Genomic DNA, 26,456 nt, shown 5'->3' on the forward strand with positions numbered 1-26,456 from the left:
ATTTTTGTTGGAAAATTACAACACAACAGCAATTGATAACAATTATCACTAGCGTTAACGTGAGATTTCAGCTAACATAAGTCGTTTTTTATTCAGCCTGATTAGTTAACTATTGAAAATTCATTGTTTCCAATACTCCATTAATCGTAAAACCCCGCTCTGTATTCATTTCCTCTAACCACTTGATTAATTGGCATTAAGTTACAAAGTGTTAAATTTAACATTTCGACAACCATCACAAATACAACATACCTTCTAGAAACCACTTCAAAAAAAATGATAGTCATAGGGTATTTCATGCCTAGAATACTCTTCCCACGACGTAGTCTGATATCAAATACTTACAGTCTTCGCGTAATAAATAATAAAACTACAAATACATTGTTTTCAGGCAATTACTATCCGGAGTGGGATATGCTCAATCTGATAATTTCAGTGGTACCCATCATTCTATTAATTTGGATGATGACAAAAAAGAATTCTTATCCATCGCACATTGCTTTACCTGTTACAGCATTACTTGTTGGTTTAATTCAGCTCTTTTATTTCGAGGCAAATACAACACTATTAGCCGCTAATATCGTGACAGGGGTGCTTTCAGCTATTACTCCTATCTCAATTATTGCGGGTGCTATTTTACTCAACCGAACATTGGCCGTTTCTGGTGCTGAAGATGTGATTCGTCAATGGCTAGAAGGTGTGAGTAAAAACCAAGTAGCACAATTGATGATTATTGGTTGGGCCTTTGCATTCATGATTGAAGGAGCATCTGGCTTTGGTACTCCTGCTGCAATCGCTGCGCCTATTCTTGTTGGTCTTGGCTTTAATCCTTTAAAAGTAGCGATGTTAGCCTTGGTTATGAACTCCGTACCTGTTTCTTTTGGCGCGGTAGGAACACCAACTTGGTTTGGCTTTGGTACGCTAGGTTTAAGTGATGCAGAGTTGCTTAATACTGGTCGTTTAACTGCAGCTGTACATTTTGTTGCTGGTTTTATCATTCCAGTATTAGCACTTAAGTTTGTGGTGAGTTGGCAACAGATCCGTCGCAACTTCATCTTTATCCAACTAAGCGCGTTATCTTGTACTGTTCCATACCTGCTTCTTGCCCAGTGGAACTACGAGTTTCCCGCTTTGATTGGTGGTGCTATTGGTATGACGATTTCGATCTTTATTGCCAAAGCTGGGATCGGTCTAAGTAAAGAAACAGAGACAAATACAGAAAATACGGTAGAAAAGCTGCCATTTAAAACGGTTCTTACCGCGATGGCTCCTACCCTAATCTTGATTGCGATTCTTATTGTTACCCGCATTCAGCAATTGGGGATTAAAGGATTGCTAAACGATGCGACCCCACTGTTTAACCTACATTTAGGTTTTGCGGATTTGAGCATCAGCCAAGCGTTGATCATCAAATTAAGTGATGTATTCGGAACTAATGCATCGTGGGCTTACAAAACCTTGTATGTGCCAGCACTGATTCCATTCTTTGTTGTGGTATTGATTTCAATTCCATTACTGAAGATGAGCTCAGCACAGAGCAAGCAAGTGGTTACGGAAACACTAAGTCGTATCAAAATGCCATTTATTGCCCTAGTTGGTGCATTAATTATGGTGAAATTTATGATGATTGGTGGCGATCATTCACCAATTATGACTACAGGTAAGGCTTTCTCTGAGTTAACGGGTAAGAACTGGCAATTCTTTGCATCTTACTTAGGTGCGTTAGGAGCATTCTTCTCAGGTTCGGCAACGGTATCTAATTTAACCTTTGGTGGTATTCAACAAACTATCGCCCAGACCGTTGGCCTACCTCAAGATATGATCCTAGCCATGCAATCGGTTGGTGGTGCGATGGGTAACATGGTGTGTATTAATAACATCATTGCGGTGTCGACCATTTTAGGTATTGCAAATAAAGAAGGTTTCATCATTAAGAGAACCGTTATTCCTATGGTGATTTACGGCATTATCGCAGCAGTTGTGAGCCTGTTTATCTAACCATAATGAACACTTATTGAGTAAGGTAAAGAGCCCTTCCCTATATCGGCTCTTTACCTTCAACTGCGAGTTAAAAACAGTGTTAGTGGACTGTCTTTAGCTCGGAGTACGACAACATCGGGCTCGCCCGTTATATTTATAATTAAAGAAATTACAGCGGTATCCGCTACTGGAGCAAAACATGAAGGTAAACTTTTTTGTAACCTGCTTGTGTGACACGGTCAAAGCAGAAGTTGCCAAAAAAACAGTTGAGCTGCTCGAACAGCTTGGTTGCGAGGTCATTTTCCCTGAAAAACAAGGGTGTTGTGGCCAGCCTTCCCTAAACAGTGGCTATATCGAAAGTAGCAAGCCTGCAATGAAAAACTTGATCGCTGCTTTCGAATGTAACGACTACCCTATCGTCACTCCTGCCGGTTCTTGTGCAGCGTCGATCAAAAAATACCCTGAGTATCTAGCTGATGAGCCAGAGTGGGCTGCTCGCGCACAAAAAGTGTCAGATCGTCTATTTGAACTTACTCAGTTTATTGTCAATCAGCTAGGTATCGAAAACGTTGGTGCTCGTCTACCAGGTAAGGCGGTTTACCACCCATCATGCAGCCTAATCCGTAAACTCGGTGTGCGTGAGGAGCCATTAAAACTTCTTGCAAACGTAGAGGGTTTAGAAATGCTACCTATCGAAAACCAAGAAACATGTTGTGGTTTCGGTGGTACTTTCTCAGTCAAAATGGCAGAAATTTCTGGTGAAATGGTGAAAGAAAAAGTTCGTCATATCAAAGCAGCAGAGCCTGACTACTTAATTGGTGCTGATATCAGTTGTCTTCTGAATATCGGCGGTCGCATTCAACGCGAAGGCCAGCCAATTAAAGTTATGCACATTGTTGATGTGTTAATGAGTCGCTAAGGGGTCAGATTATGTCGATGAAAACCAGCAACGTGAAATTCAAAGAACGAATTCATGTAAAAATGCAAGATGAGTTCATGCTGAAGTCTGTAGCCAATGCTCAGGAACGCATGTTCAAAAACCGCGCTATCGCCGCTGAAAAACTGGGTAACTGGGAAGAGTGGCGCGAAATGGGTATGGATATCCGTAATCACGTACTAGAAAACCTAGACTACTACCTACAACAACTGAGTGACAATGTTCAGAAAAATGGTGGTCATGTATTCTTTGCTCGCACAGCAGAAGAAGCGACTAACTATGTTGAGAACATCATCAAGCAAAAGAACGCAAAGAAGGTTGTTAAGTCTAAGTCGATGGTGACAGAAGAGATCAGCCTAAACAAAATCATCGAACGTAATGATTGTGATGTGGTTGAAACTGACCTTGGCGAATACATTCTTCAAGTTGATGATTGCGATCCACCATCACACATCGTGGTACCAGCGCTACATAAAAACCGTGACCAAATTCGTGATATCTTCAATGACAAATTAGGTTATGAAGGCACAAGCGATCCTGAAGAGATGACTCGCTTTGTCCGTAATCATATTCGTCATGACTTCTTAGAAGCTGATATTGGTATTACTGGCTGTAACTTTGCCGTTGCTGAATCTGGAACCATTTCTCTAGTGACTAACGAAGGTAACGCACGTTTAGCCACCAGCCTGCCTAAAACTCACATTGCGGTTATGGGTATGGAGCGTATTGTTCCAACTTTTGAAGAGCTAGACATTGTTGTGAGTCTGCTATGTCGAAGTGCCGTAGGTCTGCCACTAACAGGTTATGTTACTGCGCTAACCGGCCCTCGTGAAGCCGATCAAATTGATGGCCCTGAAGAGTTTCACTTAGTGATTCTAGATAACGGCCGCTCTGATATTCTAGGTTCTGAATTCCGTGCAATTCTACGTTGTGTACGTTGTGCCGCTTGTGTAAACACATGTCCAGCATACCGTCACATTGGTGGTCAATCTTACGGTTCTATCTACTCTGGCCCTATCGGTGCTGTACTATCGCCATTACTTGGTGGTTACGACGATTTTAAAGACCTACCTTATGCGTGTAGCTTATGTAAAGCTTGTCATGATGTGTGTCCGGTTAAGATTCCACTATCAGATTTACTGCTAAAACATCGCCAAAAAATGGGCGAACTTAAGATTACCCCAACCGCAGAACGTGCAAGTGTGGGTGCCTTTAACTTCATTAACGCACGCCCAATTCTATGGGATACCGCAGTTAAAGTGGGTGCGAAAGCGGCAAGTGTGATGATCAAAGATGGCAAGATGCCATTTACAGCGGGTCCTCTAGCTGAATGGACTGAAGCACGAGATCTACCAACGCCAACGGGCGAATCATTCCGTAGTTGGTTTAAAAAGCGTAATCAAGGTTAATGGAGCACAATATCATGACAACTCAAAATGAAGATCGCATTTATAACCGCGATAGCTTTTTGAACAACATTGCACAAAAGCTAGGTCGTGAGCGTCAAACAACACCAGTTGAGCGTCCTGCGTTTCGTTATAACTGTCACCGTGAAGTGATGGCTGATAAATCCGCAGATGAATTACGCGATACCTTAGTGCAATACACAGAAACGGCACTAGGTTCACACGCTGTTGTTACCACTAAAGCAAAACTTACTGAAGATCTACGCAATATCTGTGTTAGTTACAGTACTCACCAAGAGACTGGCGAAGTTGAAGGTGAAACGATCTTTTCGGCTGATCCTCGTCTACTTGCATTAATTAACCCGCTGGATTTAATTAGTGGAAAGCATAGTGTACACGTATGGGATGCTGAGGCGGGATTTAATGCAAACATCGAGGTTGCTGAACGAGCACAAGCGGGTGTAGTATTTGCAGAACAAGTACTTGCCGAGTCTGGCACCATGGTTTTATACAGCCAAGCAAGCCAAGGTCGCACAGTTAGCTTATTACCAGAAGCATCTGTTTTTGTTGTGCCGAAAAGTGCCATTGTAGCGCGAATGACTCAGGCTACAGATAAGCTTCATAAGATGGCACAAAATGGTGAACGTATTCCGTCTTGTGTGAACTTTATTTCAGGTCCTAGCTCAACAGCTGATATTGAGCTGATCAAAGTTGTAGGTGTGCATGGGCCCGTCTATGCCACTTATGTCATTATTGATGATATGTAATAAACCAATACATACCACCAGTTATGGCAAATCACTAGTAGGATGCTAGTGGGTTAAGCACATACGGGAATAAGAATAACGCAGTCTATAACGGGCTGCGTTTTTTTATATTTATCGATTTGTATAAATTGTTAGTCACTCAAGTATAACATTCAAATAGAGTAACTTTACCTATCTCTATAATTTCAAGGTATAATCACTAGGATATTATAAAGAGATCCCGCTATGCCTCAAATTGATGATTTAGTTCTATTTACCCAGGTTATTGAGCACGGTTCATTTAGTAAAGTTGCTGAACTCAACAGCATTACTAAATCAGTTGTGAGCAAACGAATCAGTAAATTGGAATCAGAACTTGGTATTCAACTTATTTATCGAACCACCCGTAAGCTCACTATCACAGAGGCTGGTGAGGTGCTTTATCATCGTGCAAAGTCTATTAGCCAAGTCGCACAATCGGCTTTTGATGCGGTAACAGGTTACAGCGAGGCGCTCTCAGGGACGATTAAAATGTCGGTTCCAACCATTTCGGGTGAATTACTATTAGCAGAATCTGTATCTGAATTTTGTAAAAAGCATCCGGGGCTAACGGTTAATATGTCGCTTGATAACCATTTTGTTGATCTGGTGGCGGGTAACTTTGATTTAGTGATTCGTACCGGTTATTTAGAAGATTCTAGCCTCATTGCTCGTCATATTTTTAACTCTCGTTGGGTTCTATGTGCCTCTCCTGAGTATTTGGCCCAACACGGTATTCCAAACACGCCTAAAGATTTACTGCGCCACAACTGCTTAGGCTATAACCATCAAGCATCAGGCTCCTTTGACTGGCAGTTTATTCGTAATGATGAGGTCTATACCCTTCGTGTTGCGGGTAATTTCTCATCTGATAACGCAGCGGCACTTAAAAAGGTCGCATTGGCAGGAAATGGTATCGCCTATCTCCCCACCTGCTTAGTCTATGATGAACTTCATAATGAAAAGCTGGTTGAAATTTTATCTGAACATGCTGGTAAAGTGGTCGGAATTTACGCGGTTTACCCTTATACCAAAAAGCCAGCAAAACGAATCCAAGCTTTAATTGAACATATTCGTGAGAGTTATATGGAGATTAAAGAGAAGTTTTAGTGGTAAATATTATTTAAATGGCAAGTAAAAAGAGTTAGCCCAACCACTAACTCTTTTTTTATCTGCAAGGTAAGTAAACGCCCTACCCTTCAATTAACTTCATTAATAGGTGACCATCATACATTGCCTGCTTAACTAAGGCGGCCCCAGGCATGGTTGCTTGTGTATAAAAACAACTTTCCATAATATCTAAATCACGGTTGTACAGCGGGATCGACTGAGTTCGAACGCATTCCATAATAGCTGGATATAACACACTTTTAGCACGATTAAATTCGCCACCAATTAAGATGCGCTGTGGGTTAAACAAATTCACCATAATCGCAATGGCTTGACCTAAATTATGGCCTAACTCAGAGATAATTTGTCGTGCTAATGCATCCCCTTCAACCGCAGCATCACAAATACGTTCAATGGTCACTTTTCCACCATGCAGTGACGATGGGTGGCCATCACGAAGACACTGTTCTGTTTGCTCAAGAACCGCTTGAAGACTGGCAACGGTTTCTAAACAGCCATGATTGCCACAAAAACAGCGGCGACCAAATGGCTTTATTTGAATGTGTCCAAGTTCACCTACGTTACCAATACTGCCTTGAAGCACGCTGTCATCAAGCACAATACCCGCACCAACCCCATGATGAATCGATATAAGCAGTGAATTGGCTACCCCTTGAGAGTGCCCAAACAACTTTTCAGCCAATGCCCACGAGCGAGTATCATTGCCAATAAAAACAGGGAGCCCTGTCGCCTGATGGATAACAGGCCCTAACGGCAAGTTTTTTACATCATAGTGAGGCATTTGCAACACCATGCCTTCTTTAGCATTAACAAGTCCTGGTAATGAAACGGCAATGGCGGTAATTCGATCAAGCTCACTCACATGTCGGGCGAAGAAAATATTGATCTCACCAAGGAGTTTCTCAATAAGATCATCTTGATGCAATTCTGAGATCTCTTGACGCTCTTCCACTAAAATATCGCCACCCAATTCATGCAAAGCGATGGTTAAATAACCTCGACCTATACGAATTGAGAGAAATTGCCACCCCTCATTATTAGGAATTAAACCAATGGCAGGTCGACCTCGGCTGGTCGATTCTTGGTATTGGGTCTCTTTGATCAGATGAGCATCAATTAATTCACGAGTGATTTTAGTGATACTTGCTGGAGCCAACTGACTTCTTTTTGAAAGCTCAATGCGCGATATAGGGCCGTATAAATCGATAAGCTTATAGACGCTCCCGGCATTGTTTCTTTTTATGTGATCTATGTGTCCTGGTTGGGCGACATACATGTCAGTACTCCGTAATACAAATCGAGAGAAAAGCGTCGAAAATGAATTTTTTTACTTTGCGAAGTAATTGTGAAGTCTTTCATGCCAACTCCGTGATATCCATCACGTGGAAACAATAAAAGACAACAGATCAGGCTTCTGCCATAATATCGACCAGTGAGAAAATTTCTTCTCTAAAATAAAGAAGAGCTCTATTTATTCATTTTGTTCTAACGACATGAGGTTTATCGTGTACAAACTAAACGAAGTCTTTGAGACCATTCAAGGTGAAGGCGTATTTACTGGTGTTCCAGCCATTTTTGTACGTTTACAAATTTGCCCTGTTGGCTGTTCATGGTGTGATACCAAGCAGACCTGGTCAGCAGAGCCTCAAGACTTTACAACGTTAGATCGCATTATGGCGAAAACCGGTGATTCACCATTGTGGACAGAGATCGACGCACAGGGCATTGTCTCTTTGTTACAAGATCAAGGCTATACCGCAAAACATGTGGTCATCACAGGTGGTGAGCCATGCATTTATGATTTACGTCCATTAACTCAAGCGTTAGAAGCATCTGGCTATCAGTGCCAAATTGAAACCAGTGGTACTTCTGAGGTTCAAGCAACGGAAGCAACTTGGGTAACAGTTTCTCCAAAGATCAATATGAAAGGCAAATTGCCAGTATTGGAAAAGGCGTTATCACGAGCAAACGAAATTAAGCATCCTGTTGGTACCCAAAAAGACCTAGATCAACTGGATGAATTGCTCAATGGTGTTGCTTTACGATCTGATGTAACCATTGCACTGCAACCTATTAGCCAAAAACCAAGAGCAACCGAACTTTGTATTGAGACCTGTATTAAACGCAACTGGCGATTATCTATACAGACTCACAAATACTTAGCCATTGCTTAGATTGGCATAACCGCCTATTATCAGTAATCAAATAAAATTTAATACCTAATACGTATTCGCATAAAAGTTGAGCGATTAATTGTACATTTCGAGACCATAGCGAAATTAATTATGGTTTCATACCCTTACAAGACTTGATGCCAAGCGTAAGAAAGGTAATATGGACACTTGGACTGTATATTAAGCACAATTTGATCGTGCCTTAACGGAGAAGAATTTAAACATGACTTACGCGCCTGTAACTGACGTGCTAAGCGGTAAACTAGCTGTAGACAGTGAAGTAACTGTTCGCGGTTGGATCCGTTCTCGTCGTGATTCCAAAGCTGGAATCTCTTTCCTTGCCATTTATGACGGCTCTTGTTTCAACCCGATTCAGGCCGTGGTTCCTAACGAGTTAAATAATTACCAGTCTGAAGTGTTAAAACTGACTACTGGTTGCTCTGTTGAGGTTACTGGTAAAATTGTTGAATCTCCTGCTCAAGGTCAAGATTTTGAACTAGCAGCAACTGACGTTAAAGTCGTTGGTTGGGTTGAGGATGCTGATACTTACCCAATGGCGAAAACTCGTCACTCAATTGAGTATTTACGTGAAGTGGCTCACCTACGCCCTCGCACAAACGTAATTGGTGCGGTTGCACGTGTACGTAACTGTCTAGCTCAAGCGATTCACCGCTTCTACCACGAGCAAGGTTTCTTCTGGATGTCTGCTCCACTTATCACAGCATCTGACTGTGAAGGTGCTGGTGAGATGTTCCGTGTATCGACTCTAGATTTGGCTAATCTGCCAATGACAGATAAAGGCGATGTGGATTTTGACAAAGACTTCTTTGGTAAAGAAACATTCCTAACAGTATCTGGTCAGCTAAACGCTGAAGCTTATGCTTGTGCACTAAGCAAAGTATACACTTTCGGTCCGACTTTCCGTGCTGAAAACTCAAACACAAGCCGCCACCTAGCTGAATTCTGGATGGTAGAGCCTGAAGTTGCTTTTGCAGAACTTGATGATGTTGCAAAACTGGCTGAAGACATGCTGAAGTTTGTATTCAAAGCGGTACTAGAAGAGCGTCGTGACGATCTTGAGTTCTTCGCACAACGCATCGACAAAGACGCAATCACTCGTCTAGAGCAATTTGTATCTTCTGACTTTGCTCAAGTTGATTACACTGATGCAATTAAGATCCTACAAGATTCTGGCCGTAAGTTTGAGTTCGACGTTGAGTGGGGCATTGATATGTCTTCTGAACACGAGCGCTTCCTTGCTGAAGAGCACTTCAAAGCTCCTGTAATCGTTAAGAACTACCCTAAAGACATCAAAGCGTTCTACATGCGTATGAACGAAGATGGCAAAACAGTAGCGGCGATGGATGTTCTAGCACCAGGTATCGGTGAAATCATCGGTGGTTCTCAGCGTGAAGAGCGTCTAGATATTCTTGATGCACGTATGCGTGAAATGAACATCGATCCAGAACACATGAACTGGTACCGTGACCTACGTCGCTACGGTACAGTGCCTCACGCTGGTTTCGGTCTAGGCTTTGAGCGTCTAGTTTCTTACGTAACTGGCATGGGTAACGTACGTGATGTAATCCCATTCCCACGTACTCCACGTTCTGCAAGCTTCTAATAGTTTGGAATGATAAAAAGGCTGCTCTGTGCAGCCTTTTTTGTATTTGATAAAAGGAAATAGGCATGGAGCAACACGATTATCACTCTCTTATCATTCAATCTCTTGCAACGCTAAAACAGCAAAAGCCTCTGGTCGTTAATTTAACTAACTATGTGGTTATGAATAACACGGCCAATGCCTTACTGGCTATTGGAGCCTCCCCTATCATGGCCCACAGTCGTGATGAACTGGCTGAACTCATGACGATTTCTGGTGCTCTTGTCATCAATATAGGAACCTTAGATAGCCATTGGATTCCACGAATGCATTTTGCTATCGAACAGGCTAATCGTTATAACAAACCTGTTGTTATTGATCCTGTTGGATGTGGAGCAAGTCAATTACGAACACAAACTGCTCAAGATTTAGTTGCCCTTGCTAATAACGTTACCATTCGTGGCAATGCATCAGAAATTATTGCATTAGCCGGTCACATGAGTAATAGCAAAGGCGTTGATGCCCAAGACTCTACAACTCAAGCTTGCAGTGCTGCAAAACAACTGGCTCAGCAATATCAGTGCTGTGTTGTTATCTCTGGCGAAATAGACTATATCGTCGATGCTGGAACCACTGTCACCATCACAAATGGTCATGCCATGATGCCACATGTAACAGGAATGGGATGTACTCATACCGCGTTAACAGGCGCATTCGCTGCTATTGGAGAGACAACAGGAGTAACAGCAACAGCACTCTTAGGCATTGCTGGTGAAATTGCAGCCGAAAACTCAGCAGGCCCAGGCTCTTTACAAGTTAATTTACTCGATACGCTCTACCAATTAGATAGCGAGATCATTGAACACCGATTACGCTTATCTGTAATAGTCTGAGTATATTCATCATGAGAGGATGATATGCATAATTACCGTTTATACTTAGTAACTGATGAAAATCAGGATATTGAAACCCTTAAATTTGTCATAAAAGAAGCCATTGCAGGTGGCGTAACTATGGTTCAATTAAGGGAAAAACATGGCAATGTTCAAGAATTTATTCACAGAGCACTTGTTGTTAAAGCTCTACTCATTGATACGGGAATTCCACTCATCATTAACGACCGTGTTGATGTCGCACTAGCTGTTGATGCAGATGGCATTCATCTTGGACAATCTGATATGCCCGTTGCGATTGCACGTCGCCTATTAGGTAAGGATAAGATCATTGGTCTATCTGTCGAAAACAGTCAACAGCTCGATGAGGCACAAAATTTGCCTATCGACTATATTGGGTTAAGTGCAATTTATCCAACACAGACCAAAACAGATACCGTTTATTACTGGGGAATTGATGGTCTCAAGCAAGCCGTTGAGACAACTTCTCTGCCTATTGTCGCCATTGGTGGTATTAACGATAAAAATATAAGCAATGTATCGGCGACAAAAGTAGCAGGTGTCGCGCTTGTCTCTGCAATTGCTCATGCTAAATCACCTAAAGAAGCGTGCATTAAATTACTTCAAAAGATGTAATACCAAGCAAAAAATTCATAAAAAGAATAAATAAATACCAATGAGGAATTATGCTGTGATAATTCCTCAATGAATAATATTTTTTATTAATACCACAAAAAATACTCATCTTATTTTATACCTCTTGTTATTGAATTGCGTTCAATTAGGTATAAACTGCCTTGCTTCTTTTGCTACCCGACTCTAGAAGAATGAACCAAGATTATCAACATAGTCTTACTCAATGTAAGCTATTTACTTTTTTTAAAATCTGTATTGTTAGTTTATTCTTGTTCTCTATTTGCTACCAAGGGTACAACATTTATCGTATAGAAAATCTGCAGCAAACTATTATCTCTACATACCAAGAGTTATTTTCGATCAGTCGTCGATTTTCTTCGTATTACAATAATGCTGAAGCTAAAAAAATGAACTCAGGCACCTATGAAAAACATGGTGTTAGTATCATTGTAAATCAAGAATCAGAAGTTAAATCTTTATCTAAAGGTATAAAAAAATTAAAATTTGAGCTGAACCGAGTGGCACCAAATAGTATTTGGACCATAGCTGTTCTTGAAAATCCGGCTCTTTATGGGCACTTTGACCCATTACGCCAAGAATATCGTGAAGATTACGCTACCTATACAAAAAATTCTCTTATGAATCGTATCGTGCGTATAGAAGGCATCGAAGATACATACAAGCATTTTTATGGTTGCAACATCAAAATGACCGATAGTTATCTTGAGCAAGGAACTAATAAAACTGTACGTACTATTTATTACCCTATTTATAATGATAAAAAACTAGAATCAATTCTAGCCATTGATATTAAATCAAATCTAATTAGTAAAATAATCGATAGATATAACAAAAATGAATTAACTGTCATCAACAATAACAATAAAATTCATAATATATACAATGTTAAATTTTTGATTCCTTGCGCATCAAATCAACCTATTATTATAGGAATCAATTATATTGATATACTTAAGCGTTCATCTATGCTTGCTTTAGTGTTTTCAACAATAGTTTTTATATTTTATCTTAGTATTGAAAATAAAACGCACTTTTTGCAAAGAGATAAAATGACAGGATTCTACCGTCGAGATTTTTATGAAAATAAACTTAATAAATTAGATAATTTCTCAATGTTAATTATTGATATCGACAATTTCAAACAGATCAATGATACCTATGGTCATAAAAAAGGTGATGATATTATACATTACGTTGCCAAAAGGATTCTTGACAATATTAGACAAAAAGATATCGCTATCCGTTGGGGCGGTGAAGAATTCATTATTATATTTAATTCTATGGATTGTTCATCTCTTTACTCTCGTGCGGAATATATACGTAACTTGATTAGTAGAGAACCTATTTGTGGATTAGATATAACTATATCTATTGGTGGGTTATGCGAACAAGATACAACCTTTACTGAATCTTATAGACGAGCTGATGCCGCTTTATACGAATCTAAACATAATGGAAGAAACCGAGTAACCATTATATGATCAAGTACTTTTTATCTGTTAGACAAGAGACTAACTTACAAAAATTAGGTTATGTAGTACTTTCGTTTATTCTCATACTGGGAAGCTTCGAAGTCTCTAGTTTTTCATACAGTAATGTCACATCTATTCAGCAATTTTCCCTTCCATCAGGCGTTATGGTTGCGTTAGTGTACCTACTTGGTAGTTCTGCAATAATGGGGATATTTGCAAGTTTACTTTGTTATTATACTTTTTTTAAATATATTGATAGCGGTGCAGCTTATGTTTATACATTAATATTAACAATTACACTTATTCTATCTCTATCATTTATTAAATGGGTTCGATACCATAATCATTCGACAAAGTTGATTTTCGGATTCTTTGTTTTTCTGCTGCCAGCTCTATCATCTTTAACGTTGGTGATATTTGCACCTAATTCTTTCCGTTTTGAGTTTACATTAAATTTATTTCTTGCAGATTCGATAAGTATTTTATTATTGGCGCCTTTAATCGGAACCTTGTTTTTACTTATTTGTAATAATAAAAATATAAAAGAGTACATAATTGATGATATTTATGAAATCAAGAAAAATTTATTAACAAAAACGGTATTAATTGGGTTTATCATACTTGTTATGCTTTTTGGCGTATTACAACCTATTAGCTATATGGCTTACATCTTATTAATGCCTCTATTGATTGTAGCAGTGGTTGTTATACCTGTTATTTGTCAGATAATATTAATAAATATAAGTTATTTTATACTTTTAAGCGGTTGTTATACTAATAATAATGACATTCACTTTATAAACAATAAATTAACCATTTTTTATATGATGGCAATCATTGTTTTTATCATCCTTGATTTCAAGGTCAGCTTGAAAAAAGAAATTAAAGATCATAAAAAACATGTTTTCATTGATACTTGCAGTACTCTCGGTACGTATCAAAAGCTAGAATCAGACAGTCAAAACAAAACAGATTTTATAATTGCAGCGATTGATCTTCAAAGCTTATTTAAGTTTCCGATAAAAAAACGAGAAACAATTATCATTATGATCGCAAAATTACTTAAAGAAAAAACAGGTCTTTATGAATCAGCTTATATTCTTTACGATTTATCATCTTTAGTAATTTTATTAGATGACAATAGCCGAGCACTATCAAAACTAAAATCATTTAGTGAAATAGTGAATGATACTCTGGAGCAGCACAATATAAATTACAAACTGGGTAAAGTATTTTATATACGCTGTGAAAACTATACTCGTCTAAAAGTTATGATTAATCATTTACATATTAATTCAAAATTAGCAGATCCTCTATCGGAACAAAAGCTTATAAACTGTGAGAATAATGAGATCAATGATTATATCTCATTTCTAAGCTATATCGATGATAAACAGATCAATATTGCTTATCAAAATTACAGCTCTACTCAAGGAGGTGAACGCTGCTTTGAGGTATTATCACGCTTTAATTTTAACAAAAACTTTTTAAACCCTGAACGAGTATTTACCTTTGCCAAGCGTTTAAACCGTCTTGAAGCATTAGAACAAAAAGTTAGCAGAAAGGCACTTAATCACATTAAAGAGCTGCCTGAATCTGACTATCAATATGCATCAATTAATTTTTCACCAGACTTTTTATGCTCAACTAGATCAATAAATTACTTCATAAACCAATTGGAACTATTGGAAATTTCACCAGAAAAAATCTGTATTGAATTAGTTGAAACAGGTGAAATTGAAGATGTTACAGCATTAGTTGATAATCTTAATATACTAAAGTCCATAGGCGTAAAAATTGCCCTTGATGATTTTGGCAAAGGGCATGCAACTTATGAAAAGTTATTTAACTTGCCTATTGATATAGTAAAAATTGACGGCTCATTAGTCCATTTTTGCGATCAAGATTTGATGAAGCAACTCATTATTGAAAATGTGTGTAAGATTTCGTCAATGCGTAATATTAAAGTTGTCGCAGAGTGTGTGGAAACACCAGAAGAAAGAGAGATATTAGAACAATTACATATTGATTATCTTCAAGGATATCTGATTCACAAGCCAGCACTCTTTTAGTATCTCCGTCTAAAAAACAAGCATCTTAGACTAACAAGGTGCTTGTTTTTCCTCAATAACTATGAAATCACATTCATTTATAATTAAGAATATAAAATCTCAATAATATCTATTGCGTAAATTTTCATAATAAAATGCATTCCTTTAGCGATAAACGTCTCAACAGAAATGATTAAAACAATGTTTTATAACGATAATTTGATTTGATTTTGCGATGGCAATCACTTTATTCTGTGCGCCAATAAATCAACATGCAGTCATAACATGATACATATCGCTTAATGAGAGCAATTTTCAATGCACTACTTACATTTTGTCCTTGGCTTAGTTGTGGTTGCCGCACTAGCCTTATTAGCAAGTAAAGATCGAAAAAGTATTAAACTTCGTTATATTGTCCAATTATTAGTCATTGAAATTGGTCTAGCTTATTTCCTTTTAAATTCCTCAGTCGGTACAGGATTTGTTACTACATTAGCCGATGGCTTTGATCACTTAATGAGTTATGCCGCAGAAGGTACAAATTTTGTTTTTGGTGGCTTAATCAATGACAGTCAATTTAATTTCTTCCTTCAAGTGTTGATGCCGATTGTTTTTATCTCCGCTTTAATTGGTATCTTGCAACATACCAAAATCCTTCCAGTTGTTATCCGTTTTATCGGCTTTATTCTTTCTAAGATTAACGGTATGGGTAAACTTGAGTCTTTTAACGCAATCAGCGCATTAATGGTTGGTCAATCAGAGAACTTTATTACCTATAAAGATATCTTAGGTAAAATGTCTGAGCGTCGCATGTATACATTGGCAGCAACGGCGATGTCGACTGTATCTATGTCCATTGTTGGTTCATACATGAAATTAATTGAGCCTAAATATGTTGTTGCAGCGCTGATTCTTAACATGTTCAGTACCTTCATCATTCTTTCTGTCATTAACCCATACGATCATGAAGCAGAAATTGACTTTGATGACATGATGGTGGTTGATGAAGAAGAAGAGAAAAAGCTTACTTTCTTTGAAATGTTAGGTGAATACATCCTAACAGGTTTTAAAGTAGCAGTAATTGTAGCGGCAATGCTAATTGGCTTTATTGCTATCATCACTATGATTAACCAACTATGTAGCCATGCCTTTGGTATTAGTTTCCAAGATATGATTGGTTACCTATTCTACCCTGTTGCTTGGATCTTAGGTATTCCTGCCCACGAAGCGCTACAAGCAGGTAGTATTATGGCAACTAAATTAGTGTCTAACGAGTTTGTGGCAATGATGTCGCTACAAAAAGTGGCTTCTCAGTTATCAGCCCACACTATTGGTACTATCTCTATCTTCCTAGTTTCTTTTGCGAACTTTAGCTCTATCGGCATCATCGCTGGTGCGGTTAAAGGGGTAAACGAAGAAAAAGGTAATATGGTGGCTCGTTTCGGTCTTCGCTTACTATACGGTTCAACATTAGTTAGTATCCTATCTGCAATGATTGCAAGCTTAGTACTAGCGTAATTATCAGCAACTTTCCTATCTTCCAAAGCGTGCTTTTTTATAAGCGCGCTTTTTTATTTAAACTCCCCAAACCATGTGCTCTATACCTCAAATCCTTCATATCCTCTATCTAACCAAATAAATCCATCTACACTTATAGACAACCTGAAATCTCTACAATGCTGCTGCTCTGTTTTTTATGAGGCAATAAATATGGATATTCAATTATCAATAGACAATGGAATTGCACAACTAACCCTAGATAGGCCGCAAACCTATAACGCACTCACGCTCAATATGTATCAAGAACTAGGTAGACACTTTATAGAGCTAACGAACAACCCAGAAGTTAAGATCATCATTTTAACTTCAAGTAGCGATTTCTTTTGTAGTGGTAATGATATGTTTGACTTTCGAACGATTGGTCACTGCTCAGAGCAAGAAATTCAAAAGCATCGACTTGATATCGAAAGCTTTATGTTTAATTTTATCAATTGCTCTAAGCCCATTATTGCCGCTGTCACAGGGCCGGCAATAGGAATAGGAACAACTCTACTGCAATATTGTGATTATGTTGTTGCAAGTTCGCACAGCTATTTTCAAACCCCTTTTACTGCATTAGGTCTTTGCCCTGAATTTGGCGCTAGTGTGGTGCTAGAAAAGCTCATCGGAGCCAGAAAAGCGCGAGCGATGTTACTATTTAGTGAAAAAATGACTGCAAGTGAAGCAAGTGAGCTGAGATTTATTAATGCAATCTCAGCCAAACCAATCAAACACAGCTATGAGATTGCAGGACAATTACAGCACCTCTCTATCAATGCGATAACCCACTCAAAAAGAATGTTAAAAAATATTCAATATCATAATATTGAAGAAACCATCAAACAGGAAAATGATTTAATCTTTCAGCTTATTCAACAACCCGATGCTCAAGCACGAATTGAGAAATTTATCGAGAAAAGTCGAAGATAAGAGAGTGTGTCGTTACAAAATAATCACAAAAAAGACCAATAAGAAATATTTATCAAGATAATTTGTTGCAAAATCTTGTCAATCTTCCATGTATAGAGGTATAAAGGAAAACGACCTTTTTACTTTTTGCATGGAAGATACTGATGTTTGAAAAAATTTCTGCAGCACCAGCTGATCCTATTCTTGGTTTAACTGAAGAATTCAAAAATGACCCTCGTGTTGAGAAAATTAATCTTGGCGTAGGTATTTATAAAAATGAACAAGGCCAAACACCTGTTCTAGCTACCGTTAAGAAAGCAGAAGCTATCCTTCTAGACAAAGAAACCACCAAATCTTACCTCAGCATTCCTGGTACTCCAGAATACGGTCTAGCTGTACAACAATTACTGTTTGGAGCAGATGCAAAGCTTATTGCAGATAAACGAACTAAAACTGCTCAAGCTCCTGGTGGTACTGGTGCACTTCGAGTAGGTGCTGAGTTTATTAAACGCCAATTAGGTGATGTAACAGTATGGATCAGTAATCCGACATGGGCTAACCATCATGGTGTATTTGGTGCCGCTGGTTTAGAAATCAAAACATACACATACTATAACCCTGAAACGAAAGATATTGATTTTCCTGCAACCCTTGCAGACTTAAACCAAGCGAAAGCAGGTGATATCGTTCTATTCCACGGCTGCTGCCATAACCCAACCGGTATTGATCCAACAGCAGAACAGTGGCAACAACTGGCCGATCTTTGCAAAGAGAAGCAACTGCTACCTATGTTTGATTTTGCCTACCAAGGCTTCGCTTCAGGCGTAGAAGAAGATGCTCAAGGTCTTCGTCTTTTTGCCGAGCAATTAGATGAACTGCTTATTGCGAGCTCTTTCTCTAAGAACTTTGGTCTGTATAACGAACGAGTTGGTGCCTTTACGCTTGTTGCGAAAAATGCCCAAGAAGCAGAAGTCGCTTTTAGCCAAGTTAAATCTATTGCACGCGTTATTTATTCGAATCCACCAGCCCATGGCGCAGCTATTGTAACGGTTATTCTAAATGACCCAGCATTACGAGCTGAATGGGAACAAGAAGTGGCAGAGATGAGAGATCGTATCCAAGAAATGCGAACTCTATTTGTTGACACATTAAAGTCTCTTGGCATTGACCGCGACTTTAGTTTTATTGAGCAACAAAACGGTATGTTCTCTTTTTCTGGTCTCAACAAAGAGCAAGTGCAGCGCTTAAAAGATGAGTTTGGTATTTATATTGTTGGTTCAGGCCGTATTAGTGTGGCAGGAATGACAAAGGCGAATATGATGCCATTGTGTCAAGGTATTGCGGCTGTTTTATAGCGGTAGTTAATTATAATAATGAGGATAGCCGTTTATTTTTAAGTAGCGTCTATCCTGATTTATCTAACGGCAACACATTACAAAACAACTCTCTCTCAAATTGTCGTTCTAAATGCTCTTTCCATGGCCTATCTGATATTGGCACTAAATAGAATTTTTCTCGATGAGTATCCGTCACAAAGGCCATTCCATGACGCATTAATTCGTAATGGATATCGTTAATAAAACCTAGTGTGAAATTTTGCCTACCCGTTAACATATTAATGTCTTCACGCGTTAAGCTGACCCCGACCTCTTCTTCGGAAAATCGATGCCTTAACCAATCAGCAAACTCTCTTGCACTTACCATTGTCATTCGGTAGCCCCCATAAATGAGCTCATCTTTTTGTTAACTATCTATAATTTATAGTCGAAAACAGAGAGATTTTCCTAAACAAAATAAGATAATAGTCGAAAGAATCAAAGTGATATGAATTGAATTGCTTAGAGATAAGCGAAGAAAAAAGATAGGAGAGATACCCGCCCCTAGATATGGAAGCGGGTGAACAGAAAATTAAGCGGCTTTGTATAGCACTTTATTTCCTGACAGCTGGATGCGCTCAACAAGGTTTTCTTCAACAAGCTTCTTTAGTGCGCCAGTTGCCCAAGATGCGGCTTTGCTGTCCTCTTGACCAGCTTCAAGGCCAATACCTTTAGGGTTGATACCATCAGTATTTGCTTTCACAATATCCAGAACTTGTTGCTGCTTTGGCGTTAAGTTTACTGATGTTACGACTTCAGACTTTGCTACTTCAACTTTCGCAGAATCTTTTTTCTCTACAGTTTTTGCCGCTGGCGCTGCTTTTTTCACATCGGCTTTTGGCGCTTCTTTTACAGATACTGTATCTGCTACTACTACCGTTGCTTGGATGCGTTTTTGCAGTTTAAGCTGAACTTTACGTTTGTGAGAGATTCTCATTAAATTTCCTACTCCGTTGCACTACTTTCAGTCACCACTGAACCAGCGGGTAAAATCAAGGCGCGTTTTATATCAAGTATGTCAGGGGAATGCTAGTAACTGCTCAAATATAGAGCAAAAAAAGGCAACTTATCTTAAATATTGATGCATATTTCTCAGATTTTTACTTTGTTGATATACACACCAAGGCACAACAATGAGCAAATTTTAACCCTTACAAATTGAAGTAAGTCTTTGCCAAACGTCTATTGTTCTTCCAAAATTATTAATGTACGCAAGACAATGAAAAAGAGGCATGTAGATGAGAACAACTTATATCTGCTCACCGAAGCTTTCTTCATATTCTCACATGACGATCATCGCGGTTGCATTAATTATTGCATTTAGTGCCTTGATATACTTTGTTCCAGGAATAAACGTCAGCCTTATTGCTCTACTTTTTTTAGCTATTTTTACTCTCATTGCACTCTATAGTCTCACGCACTCTCCCTCTGTTATTTTTTCTTTAACTTTTATGCATATGCAGTTTCACAGCAAGACGGGGGGCTGGTTGATTCAATGGAACAATGTGCGAGCTGTTGGTATCGCCACAATCGAAACTCAAGGGTGGCATCATAAGATCCCTTGGATAGGAATTAGATTGAAAAATTACGACCAATTTCTTAACAGTATCTGTTTAAGAACGGCGAGTAAAATTATGACAGAGCAACGGGATCTTTTGCTGATTGCCTATAAACAAATTCAATCTCCGCAACACGAACTGGAAGATATTTTATTTGATGATAGTGTGTACATCATGGAGGATGGCAAAGAATTAACAGGATTACTCGCGACGCTTGCTAATAGAATGCGCTACAATCGCGAGTATTTAGGCTATGATTTTTTCATTTCAGACGACCTTGTCGATCGTCCTATCGATGAGTTTATTGGCTTAATAAGACGCTATATGGCCGCTGCTTAAGCAAAGGCTACCGCTTCCTCTACCAACATACTCTCTAGCGTAATATTTCGGTCTCTCATCTTTGCGGCAAGTCGCTGCTGGGCGAGAATCTGTAACTGACGAACACGCTCGCGCGTTAAGTTTACAGCAGTAGCCACTTCTTGTAGTGTATGAGGTTCATAACCAAATAAGCCAAATCGACGCGCAATAATTTCCTGATCGCGCGGTTTTAACTCAGCTAATAACATCGCTAATACTTCCGTCTGATCTTCTTCATTTAACAGCTCAGTATGATCTAATTTACTGTGGTCTGGAATGATTTCAGAAAATTTAGCACCTTCATCAAATTGATCATCTAATGAAGAATAGCGTCGTTCGTACTTCAGTATTTTTTCAATTTCTTCTTTTGGACTGCCCGTTAAAGCTGAAACTTGATCAATCGTAACTTGCTCTGATTTGGTCGACATTTCTTTAAATGCTGAATAAATAGTGCATAGTTCTTTTGAGATATGAACAGGCAAACGTACTTCACGGGAGTGATTATGAATAGCACGATCCATCGCCTGCTTAATCCACCAAGTCGCATAAGTTGAAAAGCGATAACCGTAGTCTGGATTAAATTTTTCGACAGCAGTGATCAAACCAATATTTCCTTCATTGATTAAATCATCAAGATCTAAACCTCGGTGCTGCATCTTTTTAGCAATGCTGACGACTAAACGCAAATTGCTTTCAATAAGTTTTGCGCGTGCTTTTTGATCGCCTGCTTGAACTTTAATACTTAATTCAATTTCTTCTTCTTTAGTAAGTAAAGCACGCGATCGTAATTGTTTTAGGTAAATACCGGTTACTGATTGAATATCCATTTTTCTACAAAACCATAACATCCATATTGTTATTAATTTGTATCGTATCCATAGACAAAAATAAACAGATAACAATCATTTATCACTTATTCACCAAATATTTCATTTTTCACTGAATAAAAACCTTCTGAATAAAATAAATTATTGTTAAAACAAGATAAATCAGTAAAAAATGACCCAAAACCGTCAAAGAAATGTGATTCTTAGCATAGAAAAAAGACACTCCGTCAAAAACGTTAAATTTAACATTTTCATCAAATTATCTTCTGAGTAATCGCAACAGATTGTGCTTTTAAAAATGGTAGTAGCAACAAACCTATAACAGCAGATACTGCTGCAAGGACGGTAAAGAATCCTGTCCAATGATAATGTTCAACCACTATAGCCAATGGATAACCTGACAGCGCGGCCCCCATATAAGCAAATAAGCCAACAAACCCCGTGGCGGCACCCGCAGAATTTTTGTGTGAACACTCGGCGGCAGCCATGCCTATAAGCATCTGAGGACCAAAAATAAAGAAACCAATGGCAAAAAAACATGCTGATTGCAGAACATAACTTTTAAATGGCATCAACCAAAGTGCGGCTACAGAAAGAAAAATTCCGATAGCAAAAATCAGATTCATCGGGCCTCGGTTTCCGCCAAATAGTTTATCCGATCCCCACCCTGCGACTAAAGAACCCACAAATCCCCCAATTTCAAACAAGGAGATCGCACCATTAGCCGAAATCAAACTGTAGTGAAATTGCTCTGTTAAATAGAGATTACCCCAGTCATTAATACCCGTTCGAACGATATAAACCAAGACATAACTGAATGCCAATAACCAGATATATTTATTTTTAATTACATATTTATGCAAAATATCACGACTACTCAAGCCTAAACCTTCATTCTCCTGAGCAATTTCTAAGTGATCTTTTCGCCATCGGCCAACGGAAGGAAGACCTAAGGTTACAGGCTTATCACGTAATCGCCAGCAGATGAAAAGGCCAATCACTACCGCAATGATACCCGGCAGCATAAAGCCGTACCGCCAACCAAAATGCAGGGTTAAATAACCAACGACTAAAGGGATTAACGCACCACCAACATTATGAGCGGTATTCCACAGAGCCCACCAAAATCCGCGCTCAGAACGAGAGTACCAGGTCGTTAATAATTTTGAGCACGATGGCCAACCCCACCCTTGGCACCACGCATTAAGCACCCACAACATGGCTAGCATATACAGCGAGCTCGAAAGGCCAAAAACGATATTAATAATGCCTGTTGCAATTAGCCCAAGCCCCATAAAATAACGAGGATTCGATCGGTCTGAGATAATGCCAGAGAAAAACTTTGAGCATCCGTAGGTGATATAAAAGAGTGTTCCTATAAGGCCAATATCAGCTTTATCGAGCCCAAGGTCAGCCATCATCGCAGGCATCGCGTAATTAAATGTTTTGCGCGAAAAATAAAATCCAGCATAGCCGATATACATAGAGACCATAATGTGGAAGCGCCAATAATGATACTTCTGATCAATCTCTGTTTTATCTTCTACCATGGTTGATGGGTAATGAGATCGTAAAAATCCAAACATAGCGCTTCTCAAGAATTAGATTTGTGGTAAACGGACATGTAATTGGGTTCCACTTTTAATTTGTTCAGAATATTTGGGGATGGATGTAATGGAAAACTCCCCCCCTAACGCTTGGACTCGCTCTCGCATACCGCGAAGACCAAAGCCTTTTAGCGTATCTTCTTGTTTAAAGCCAATACCATTATCCGAAATAGATAACTCAATTTGCTCATCAAAATGGAAATTTAATACGACCTTGGTCGCTTGCGCGTATTTAGCGATATTATTTAATGCTTCTTGGCATATTCGATACAACGTAACATTGGTTTCATCATTAAATGTGATAGTTTCAGACTGTTCTGGAAACCAATTCAACTCCACACTCATCTGGTGACTACGCAGTTCAAAAATGAGCTGTTCAATCGCTGCCTTCAAGCCAAGATCGTCTAAAGTCTTGGGCCGCAATTGTGTGAGTAACCCTTTTGTTGTGTCATACACATTTAAAGATAGGCCTTCAATCATGGAGGCACATTTCTCACCCATTGGCGATGTTTCAACTCGCTTTAAAATACCTGCTTGCATTCTAATTGCCGTGATATTTTGTCCAATCTCATCATGCAACTCACGAGCGATATTTTTACGGACTGACTCTTCAGCTTTAACTAATTGACGAGATAGACTCTGATTTCGCTCTAACTCATGGCGTAAATACAAGTTCAGTTCACGTTGTCGTTGAACACCAATACCAAGCAGAATCCCCGTCAATGTTTGAGCAGAAAGAGAGAGCATCAAGTCGGTGATTTCAATATTAGAGACGCCACTTCGTACTGCAATTAACGCAATACTATTGAGCAAAGTACCAAGTAGAGCGCCTTGCCAACCATAACGAAACGCCAACAGAATAATAGGAATGGCTAAACAAAATGGTGCAAAGCGCTTTAATTCTTCAGGTAAAAGTAACTGAGCCAAAATACTCAGCAAAAATACAACCGCATAGACAATGACATGCCTTGCACGAAGGGCAACAGGATAAGCGACTACATTAGCCGTTAATGGAGACCATGATTGTTTAAACAGATAGTTCCAAATCAAATAACAGCTTGGCACAATCATTAAGCCGCCAGTGATTGAAACTAAGAGCACCAGACCACTTGATACCCCTTGATGGCTGACAATCAGCATATTCAATAATGACGTTATGCCGATAACTGCCCCGAGGATACTTAATTGATACCACTGAGTAGCTGATGATGCCTCTTTACTTAAATAAAATTTATCGGCATACCAAACAATAGGTAGTGATGCGATACTGCTGATAAGAACCGATATCCATTGAGGCTGAGCTAACAAAATAGCCAACGATATGGTTAAAAACCACTCGGCGCCATAGAGAACAAACCAATATTTTTTGGGCGTATGCAGCACCATCCCCAAACGAAAAGCAAAGGGGAAAAAGAGGATGGCTAACTCCGCCTCCATAATGAAGTAAGATGAAATGATCCACAGGCAGAACCAGGTGCATAACACCAGAAAAAAGCTACAAATGGATGTCACAATGTAGTTGCGCATTAAACCAGATCACCATGGAAATACTGGGCCAGCTCTACATTATTTTTCACTCCGAGTTTTTCCATCGCATTAGCACGGTGCACATGAACTGTTTTATGGCTAAGCCCTAATTCAGCCGCAACGGTTTTAACGTCTAACCCTTTAGCTAAAAGCAATCCAATTTCTCGCTCACGTTTAGTTAAATGGACAGAAGCTTGTTCGTCATCTTCTTGTTGCACCAAATTGATTTCAATATCAGGTGAAAAATATTGTTTTCCTGTAGCAACCGAACGAACTGCATCAATCAATTCATCCGGACTACAACGTTTACTTAAATAACCAACAGCGCCACAAGATAATGCCTGCTCTATCACTGCAACAGAGTCATGAACACTCAACATAATACAAGCGATGCCAGAAGGAATATCTTTAAGCAGAGATAAACCACTCTCATCAGGCATAGAAATATCTAAAATACACACATTTGCCTCTGTTCCTGGGAGGCCAACTCTAGCTTCTGCAGCGGATCCAAATTCACCAACAACTTCAATATCTTCTTCTAAAGATAGCAATTGTGAAAACCCAGAACGAACAATCATATGATCATCAATAAGTACAACCTTGATCATAACGGCCTCTCAAAATGTCAGAGAATAAGATAAAGTCTATAACTTGGTTCTTACTCTTAGAAGTTAAAACGAAAAAACCACTTTATTACTTAAAATAACAAAGTGGTTTTGAGTACCGATATCTATTTATGCCTTATTGATCAGTACAAAGGCATTTCGTCAGCAACAAATGGGTTACTTGCTCTTTCTCGTCCAAACGTTGAAGACGGTCCATGGCCTGGAATAAATGTCACATCATTTCCTAACGGCCAGAGCTTTCCTTTGATTGAATTGATCAAAGTTTGATAGTCACCACGAGGGAAATCGGTTCTGCCAATGCCACCATTAAACAATACATCGCCAACAAAAGCCACTTTCGCAGAATCACTAAAGAAAACAACATGGCCTGGCGTGTGTCCTGGTGTATGTAGAACAGAGAGGACTTCCTCACCAACGGTTACTGTATCGCCATCTTCTAGCCATTGAGTAGGATCGAACGATTCAGTCATTGGGAAACCAAACATTTCGCTTTGACGGGGTAACCCTTGTAACCAGAAAATATCTTCTTTTTGAGGGCCAATAACAGGAACGTTCAACTCTTGTGCTAAAGGTTCTGTGCCACCAACATGATCCAAATGACCATGGGTAAGTAGAAGTTTAGTGACAGTTAGACCCAACTCTTGAACGTGCTGTTTGATGACATTGATATCACCGCCTGGATCGATAATAGCGGCTTGATTTGTCTTATCACACCAAACAATCGAGCAGTTTTGTTGAAAAGGTGTTACGGGTACGATTCGATATTGAAGACTCATAGCGTCATGTTTCCTAGATTTAACTCTGTAAAAGCATGCCATGGTTCCATAAAAAAGAAAATGCTTCTCTTGTGAAAAGCGAACAAACACCTTATACCAAATTATTCTTGCTGAACCTCGCACCTTATAGCTACTTGGGTATATGCTATTTTTCTTATCATTACATTAATAACAACACTCTTAATTTAAATACGGCTAAGTCACTTATATAAAGTTCCCTTATATTTGTATTATATTTATTATCTAAAATTAGGCATAAAAAAA

The 26,456-nt window shown here is 39.0% G+C and carries 23 protein-coding genes; 15 read left to right on the top strand and 8 right to left on the bottom strand.

Features of this window, described 5'->3' with window-relative positions; translation table 11 throughout:
- Positions 1–414: 414 nt before the first annotated feature.
- The 5 genes from CTN07_RS00080 (at position 415) to CTN07_RS00100 (ending at position 6,218) form a co-directional block, all read left to right on the top strand.
- A complete protein-coding gene (locus CTN07_RS00080) occupies positions 415–1,998 on the top strand; it encodes an L-lactate permease (protein ID WP_036764029.1) in 1,584 nt (527 codons plus the stop codon).
- A gap of 181 nt (positions 1,999–2,179) precedes the next feature.
- A complete protein-coding gene (locus CTN07_RS00085) occupies positions 2,180–2,899 on the top strand; it encodes a (Fe-S)-binding protein (protein ID WP_036764032.1) in 720 nt (239 codons plus the stop codon).
- 11 nt (positions 2,900–2,910) lie between these two features.
- Entirely contained in the window at positions 2,911–4,326 is a 1,416-nt protein-coding gene (locus tag CTN07_RS00090; protein ID WP_036764035.1) for a LutB/LldF family L-lactate oxidation iron-sulfur protein, read from the top strand.
- 14 nt (positions 4,327–4,340) lie between these two features.
- A complete protein-coding gene (locus CTN07_RS00095; RefSeq protein WP_005299826.1) occupies positions 4,341–5,090 on the top strand; it encodes a LutC/YkgG family protein in 750 nt (249 codons plus the stop codon).
- Positions 5,091–5,315: 225 nt separating this feature from the next.
- Positions 5,316–6,218 (top strand): LysR family transcriptional regulator, encoded by a 903-nt coding sequence (locus CTN07_RS00100; RefSeq protein WP_005299828.1) that lies wholly within the window; start codon positions 5,316–5,318, stop codon positions 6,216–6,218.
- Between the two features lie 82 nt (positions 6,219–6,300).
- Here CTN07_RS00100 and mlc read toward each other — a convergent pair whose 3' ends face one another.
- Entirely contained in the window at positions 6,301–7,515 is a 1,215-nt protein-coding gene (gene mlc, locus CTN07_RS00105; RefSeq protein ID WP_005299830.1) for a sugar metabolism global transcriptional regulator Mlc, read from the bottom strand.
- Between the two features lie 229 nt (positions 7,516–7,744).
- Here mlc and queE point away from each other — a divergent pair, with 229 nt between their 5' ends.
- The 9 genes from queE to CTN07_RS00150 all read left to right on the top strand — a co-directional run bounded on the left by queE (position 7,745) and on the right by CTN07_RS00150 (position 18,892).
- Positions 7,745–8,413: a 7-carboxy-7-deazaguanine synthase QueE gene (queE, locus tag CTN07_RS00110; RefSeq protein WP_005299831.1), complete on the top strand. Its 669-nt coding sequence runs from the start codon at positions 7,745–7,747 to the stop codon at positions 8,411–8,413.
- 223 nt (positions 8,414–8,636) lie between these two features.
- Entirely contained in the window at positions 8,637–10,037 is a 1,401-nt protein-coding gene (gene asnS, locus CTN07_RS00115; RefSeq protein ID WP_005299833.1) for an asparagine--tRNA ligase, read from the top strand.
- 65 nt (positions 10,038–10,102) lie between these two features.
- Positions 10,103–10,909, top strand: coding sequence for a hydroxyethylthiazole kinase (gene thiM, locus CTN07_RS00120; RefSeq protein ID WP_005299835.1), 807 nt, complete (start codon positions 10,103–10,105; stop codon positions 10,907–10,909).
- A 24-nt stretch (positions 10,910–10,933) separates the two neighbouring features.
- A complete protein-coding gene (gene thiE, locus CTN07_RS00125) occupies positions 10,934–11,545 on the top strand; it encodes a thiamine phosphate synthase (RefSeq protein WP_005299838.1) in 612 nt (203 codons plus the stop codon).
- Positions 11,546–11,952: 407 nt separating this feature from the next.
- Positions 11,953–13,047: a GGDEF domain-containing protein gene (locus CTN07_RS00130; RefSeq protein WP_157132364.1), complete on the top strand. Its 1,095-nt coding sequence runs from the start codon at positions 11,953–11,955 to the stop codon at positions 13,045–13,047.
- Positions 13,044–15,110: a sensor domain-containing phosphodiesterase gene (locus CTN07_RS00135; protein WP_005299841.1), complete on the top strand. Its 2,067-nt coding sequence runs from the start codon at positions 13,044–13,046 to the stop codon at positions 15,108–15,110. The genes CTN07_RS00130 and CTN07_RS00135 overlap by 4 nt, the downstream gene beginning before the upstream one ends.
- 297 nt (positions 15,111–15,407) lie before the next feature.
- On the top strand, positions 15,408–16,607 hold the full coding sequence (locus CTN07_RS00140) for a NupC/NupG family nucleoside CNT transporter (protein WP_036764042.1): 1,200 nt from the start codon (positions 15,408–15,410) through the stop codon (positions 16,605–16,607).
- Between the two features lie 192 nt (positions 16,608–16,799).
- Positions 16,800–17,558 (top strand): enoyl-CoA hydratase/isomerase family protein, encoded by a 759-nt coding sequence (locus tag CTN07_RS00145; RefSeq protein ID WP_005299845.1) that lies wholly within the window; start codon positions 16,800–16,802, stop codon positions 17,556–17,558.
- Between the two features lie 143 nt (positions 17,559–17,701).
- Entirely contained in the window at positions 17,702–18,892 is a 1,191-nt protein-coding gene (locus CTN07_RS00150; protein WP_005299847.1) for an amino acid aminotransferase, read from the top strand.
- Between the two features lie 49 nt (positions 18,893–18,941).
- On the opposite strand, the gene CTN07_RS00155 is transcribed toward CTN07_RS00150, so the two are convergent.
- The gene (locus tag CTN07_RS00155; protein WP_036764044.1) at positions 18,942–19,247 is read right to left on the bottom strand and encodes a hypothetical protein; all 306 of its coding nucleotides are present in this window, start codon (positions 19,245–19,247) and stop codon (positions 18,942–18,944) included.
- A 198-nt stretch (positions 19,248–19,445) separates the two neighbouring features.
- A complete protein-coding gene (locus CTN07_RS00160) occupies positions 19,446–19,850 on the bottom strand; it encodes a hypothetical protein (protein WP_005299848.1) in 405 nt (134 codons plus the stop codon).
- Between the two features lie 301 nt (positions 19,851–20,151).
- On the opposite strand from CTN07_RS00160, the gene CTN07_RS00165 reads away from it, so the two are divergent.
- Entirely contained in the window at positions 20,152–20,811 is a 660-nt protein-coding gene (locus CTN07_RS00165; protein WP_005299850.1) for a DUF2982 domain-containing protein, read from the top strand.
- Here CTN07_RS00165 and CTN07_RS00170 read toward each other — a convergent pair.
- The 5 genes from CTN07_RS00170 to CTN07_RS00190 form a co-directional block, all read right to left on the bottom strand.
- The gene (locus CTN07_RS00170) at positions 20,808–21,656 is read right to left on the bottom strand and encodes a sigma-70 family RNA polymerase sigma factor (protein ID WP_005299852.1); all 849 of its coding nucleotides are present in this window, start codon (positions 21,654–21,656) and stop codon (positions 20,808–20,810) included. The two genes, CTN07_RS00165 and CTN07_RS00170, sit on opposite strands and share 4 nt — an antisense overlap.
- Before the next feature lie 254 nt (positions 21,657–21,910).
- On the bottom strand, positions 21,911–23,242 hold the full coding sequence (locus CTN07_RS00175) for an MFS transporter (RefSeq protein ID WP_005299855.1): 1,332 nt from the start codon (positions 23,240–23,242) through the stop codon (positions 21,911–21,913).
- Between the two features lie 15 nt (positions 23,243–23,257).
- Positions 23,258–24,790: a signal transduction histidine-protein kinase/phosphatase UhpB gene (uhpB, locus tag CTN07_RS00180; protein ID WP_005299859.1), complete on the bottom strand. Its 1,533-nt coding sequence runs from the start codon at positions 24,788–24,790 to the stop codon at positions 23,258–23,260.
- Positions 24,790–25,398 carry a response regulator transcription factor UhpA gene (uhpA, locus tag CTN07_RS00185; RefSeq protein ID WP_005299862.1) on the bottom strand — a complete coding sequence of 203 codons (609 nt, stop codon included), beginning with the start codon at positions 25,396–25,398 and terminating at the stop codon, positions 24,790–24,792. The genes uhpB and uhpA overlap by 1 nt, the downstream gene beginning before the upstream one ends.
- Positions 25,399–25,538: 140 nt before the next feature.
- Entirely contained in the window at positions 25,539–26,192 is a 654-nt protein-coding gene (locus CTN07_RS00190; protein ID WP_005299864.1) for an MBL fold metallo-hydrolase, read from the bottom strand.
- Positions 26,193–26,456 lie beyond the last annotated feature (264 nt).

Origin of the sequence: Photobacterium damselae (assembly GCF_003026815.1) — a bacterium.
Lineage (GTDB): Bacteria > Pseudomonadota > Gammaproteobacteria > Enterobacterales > Vibrionaceae > Photobacterium > Photobacterium damselae.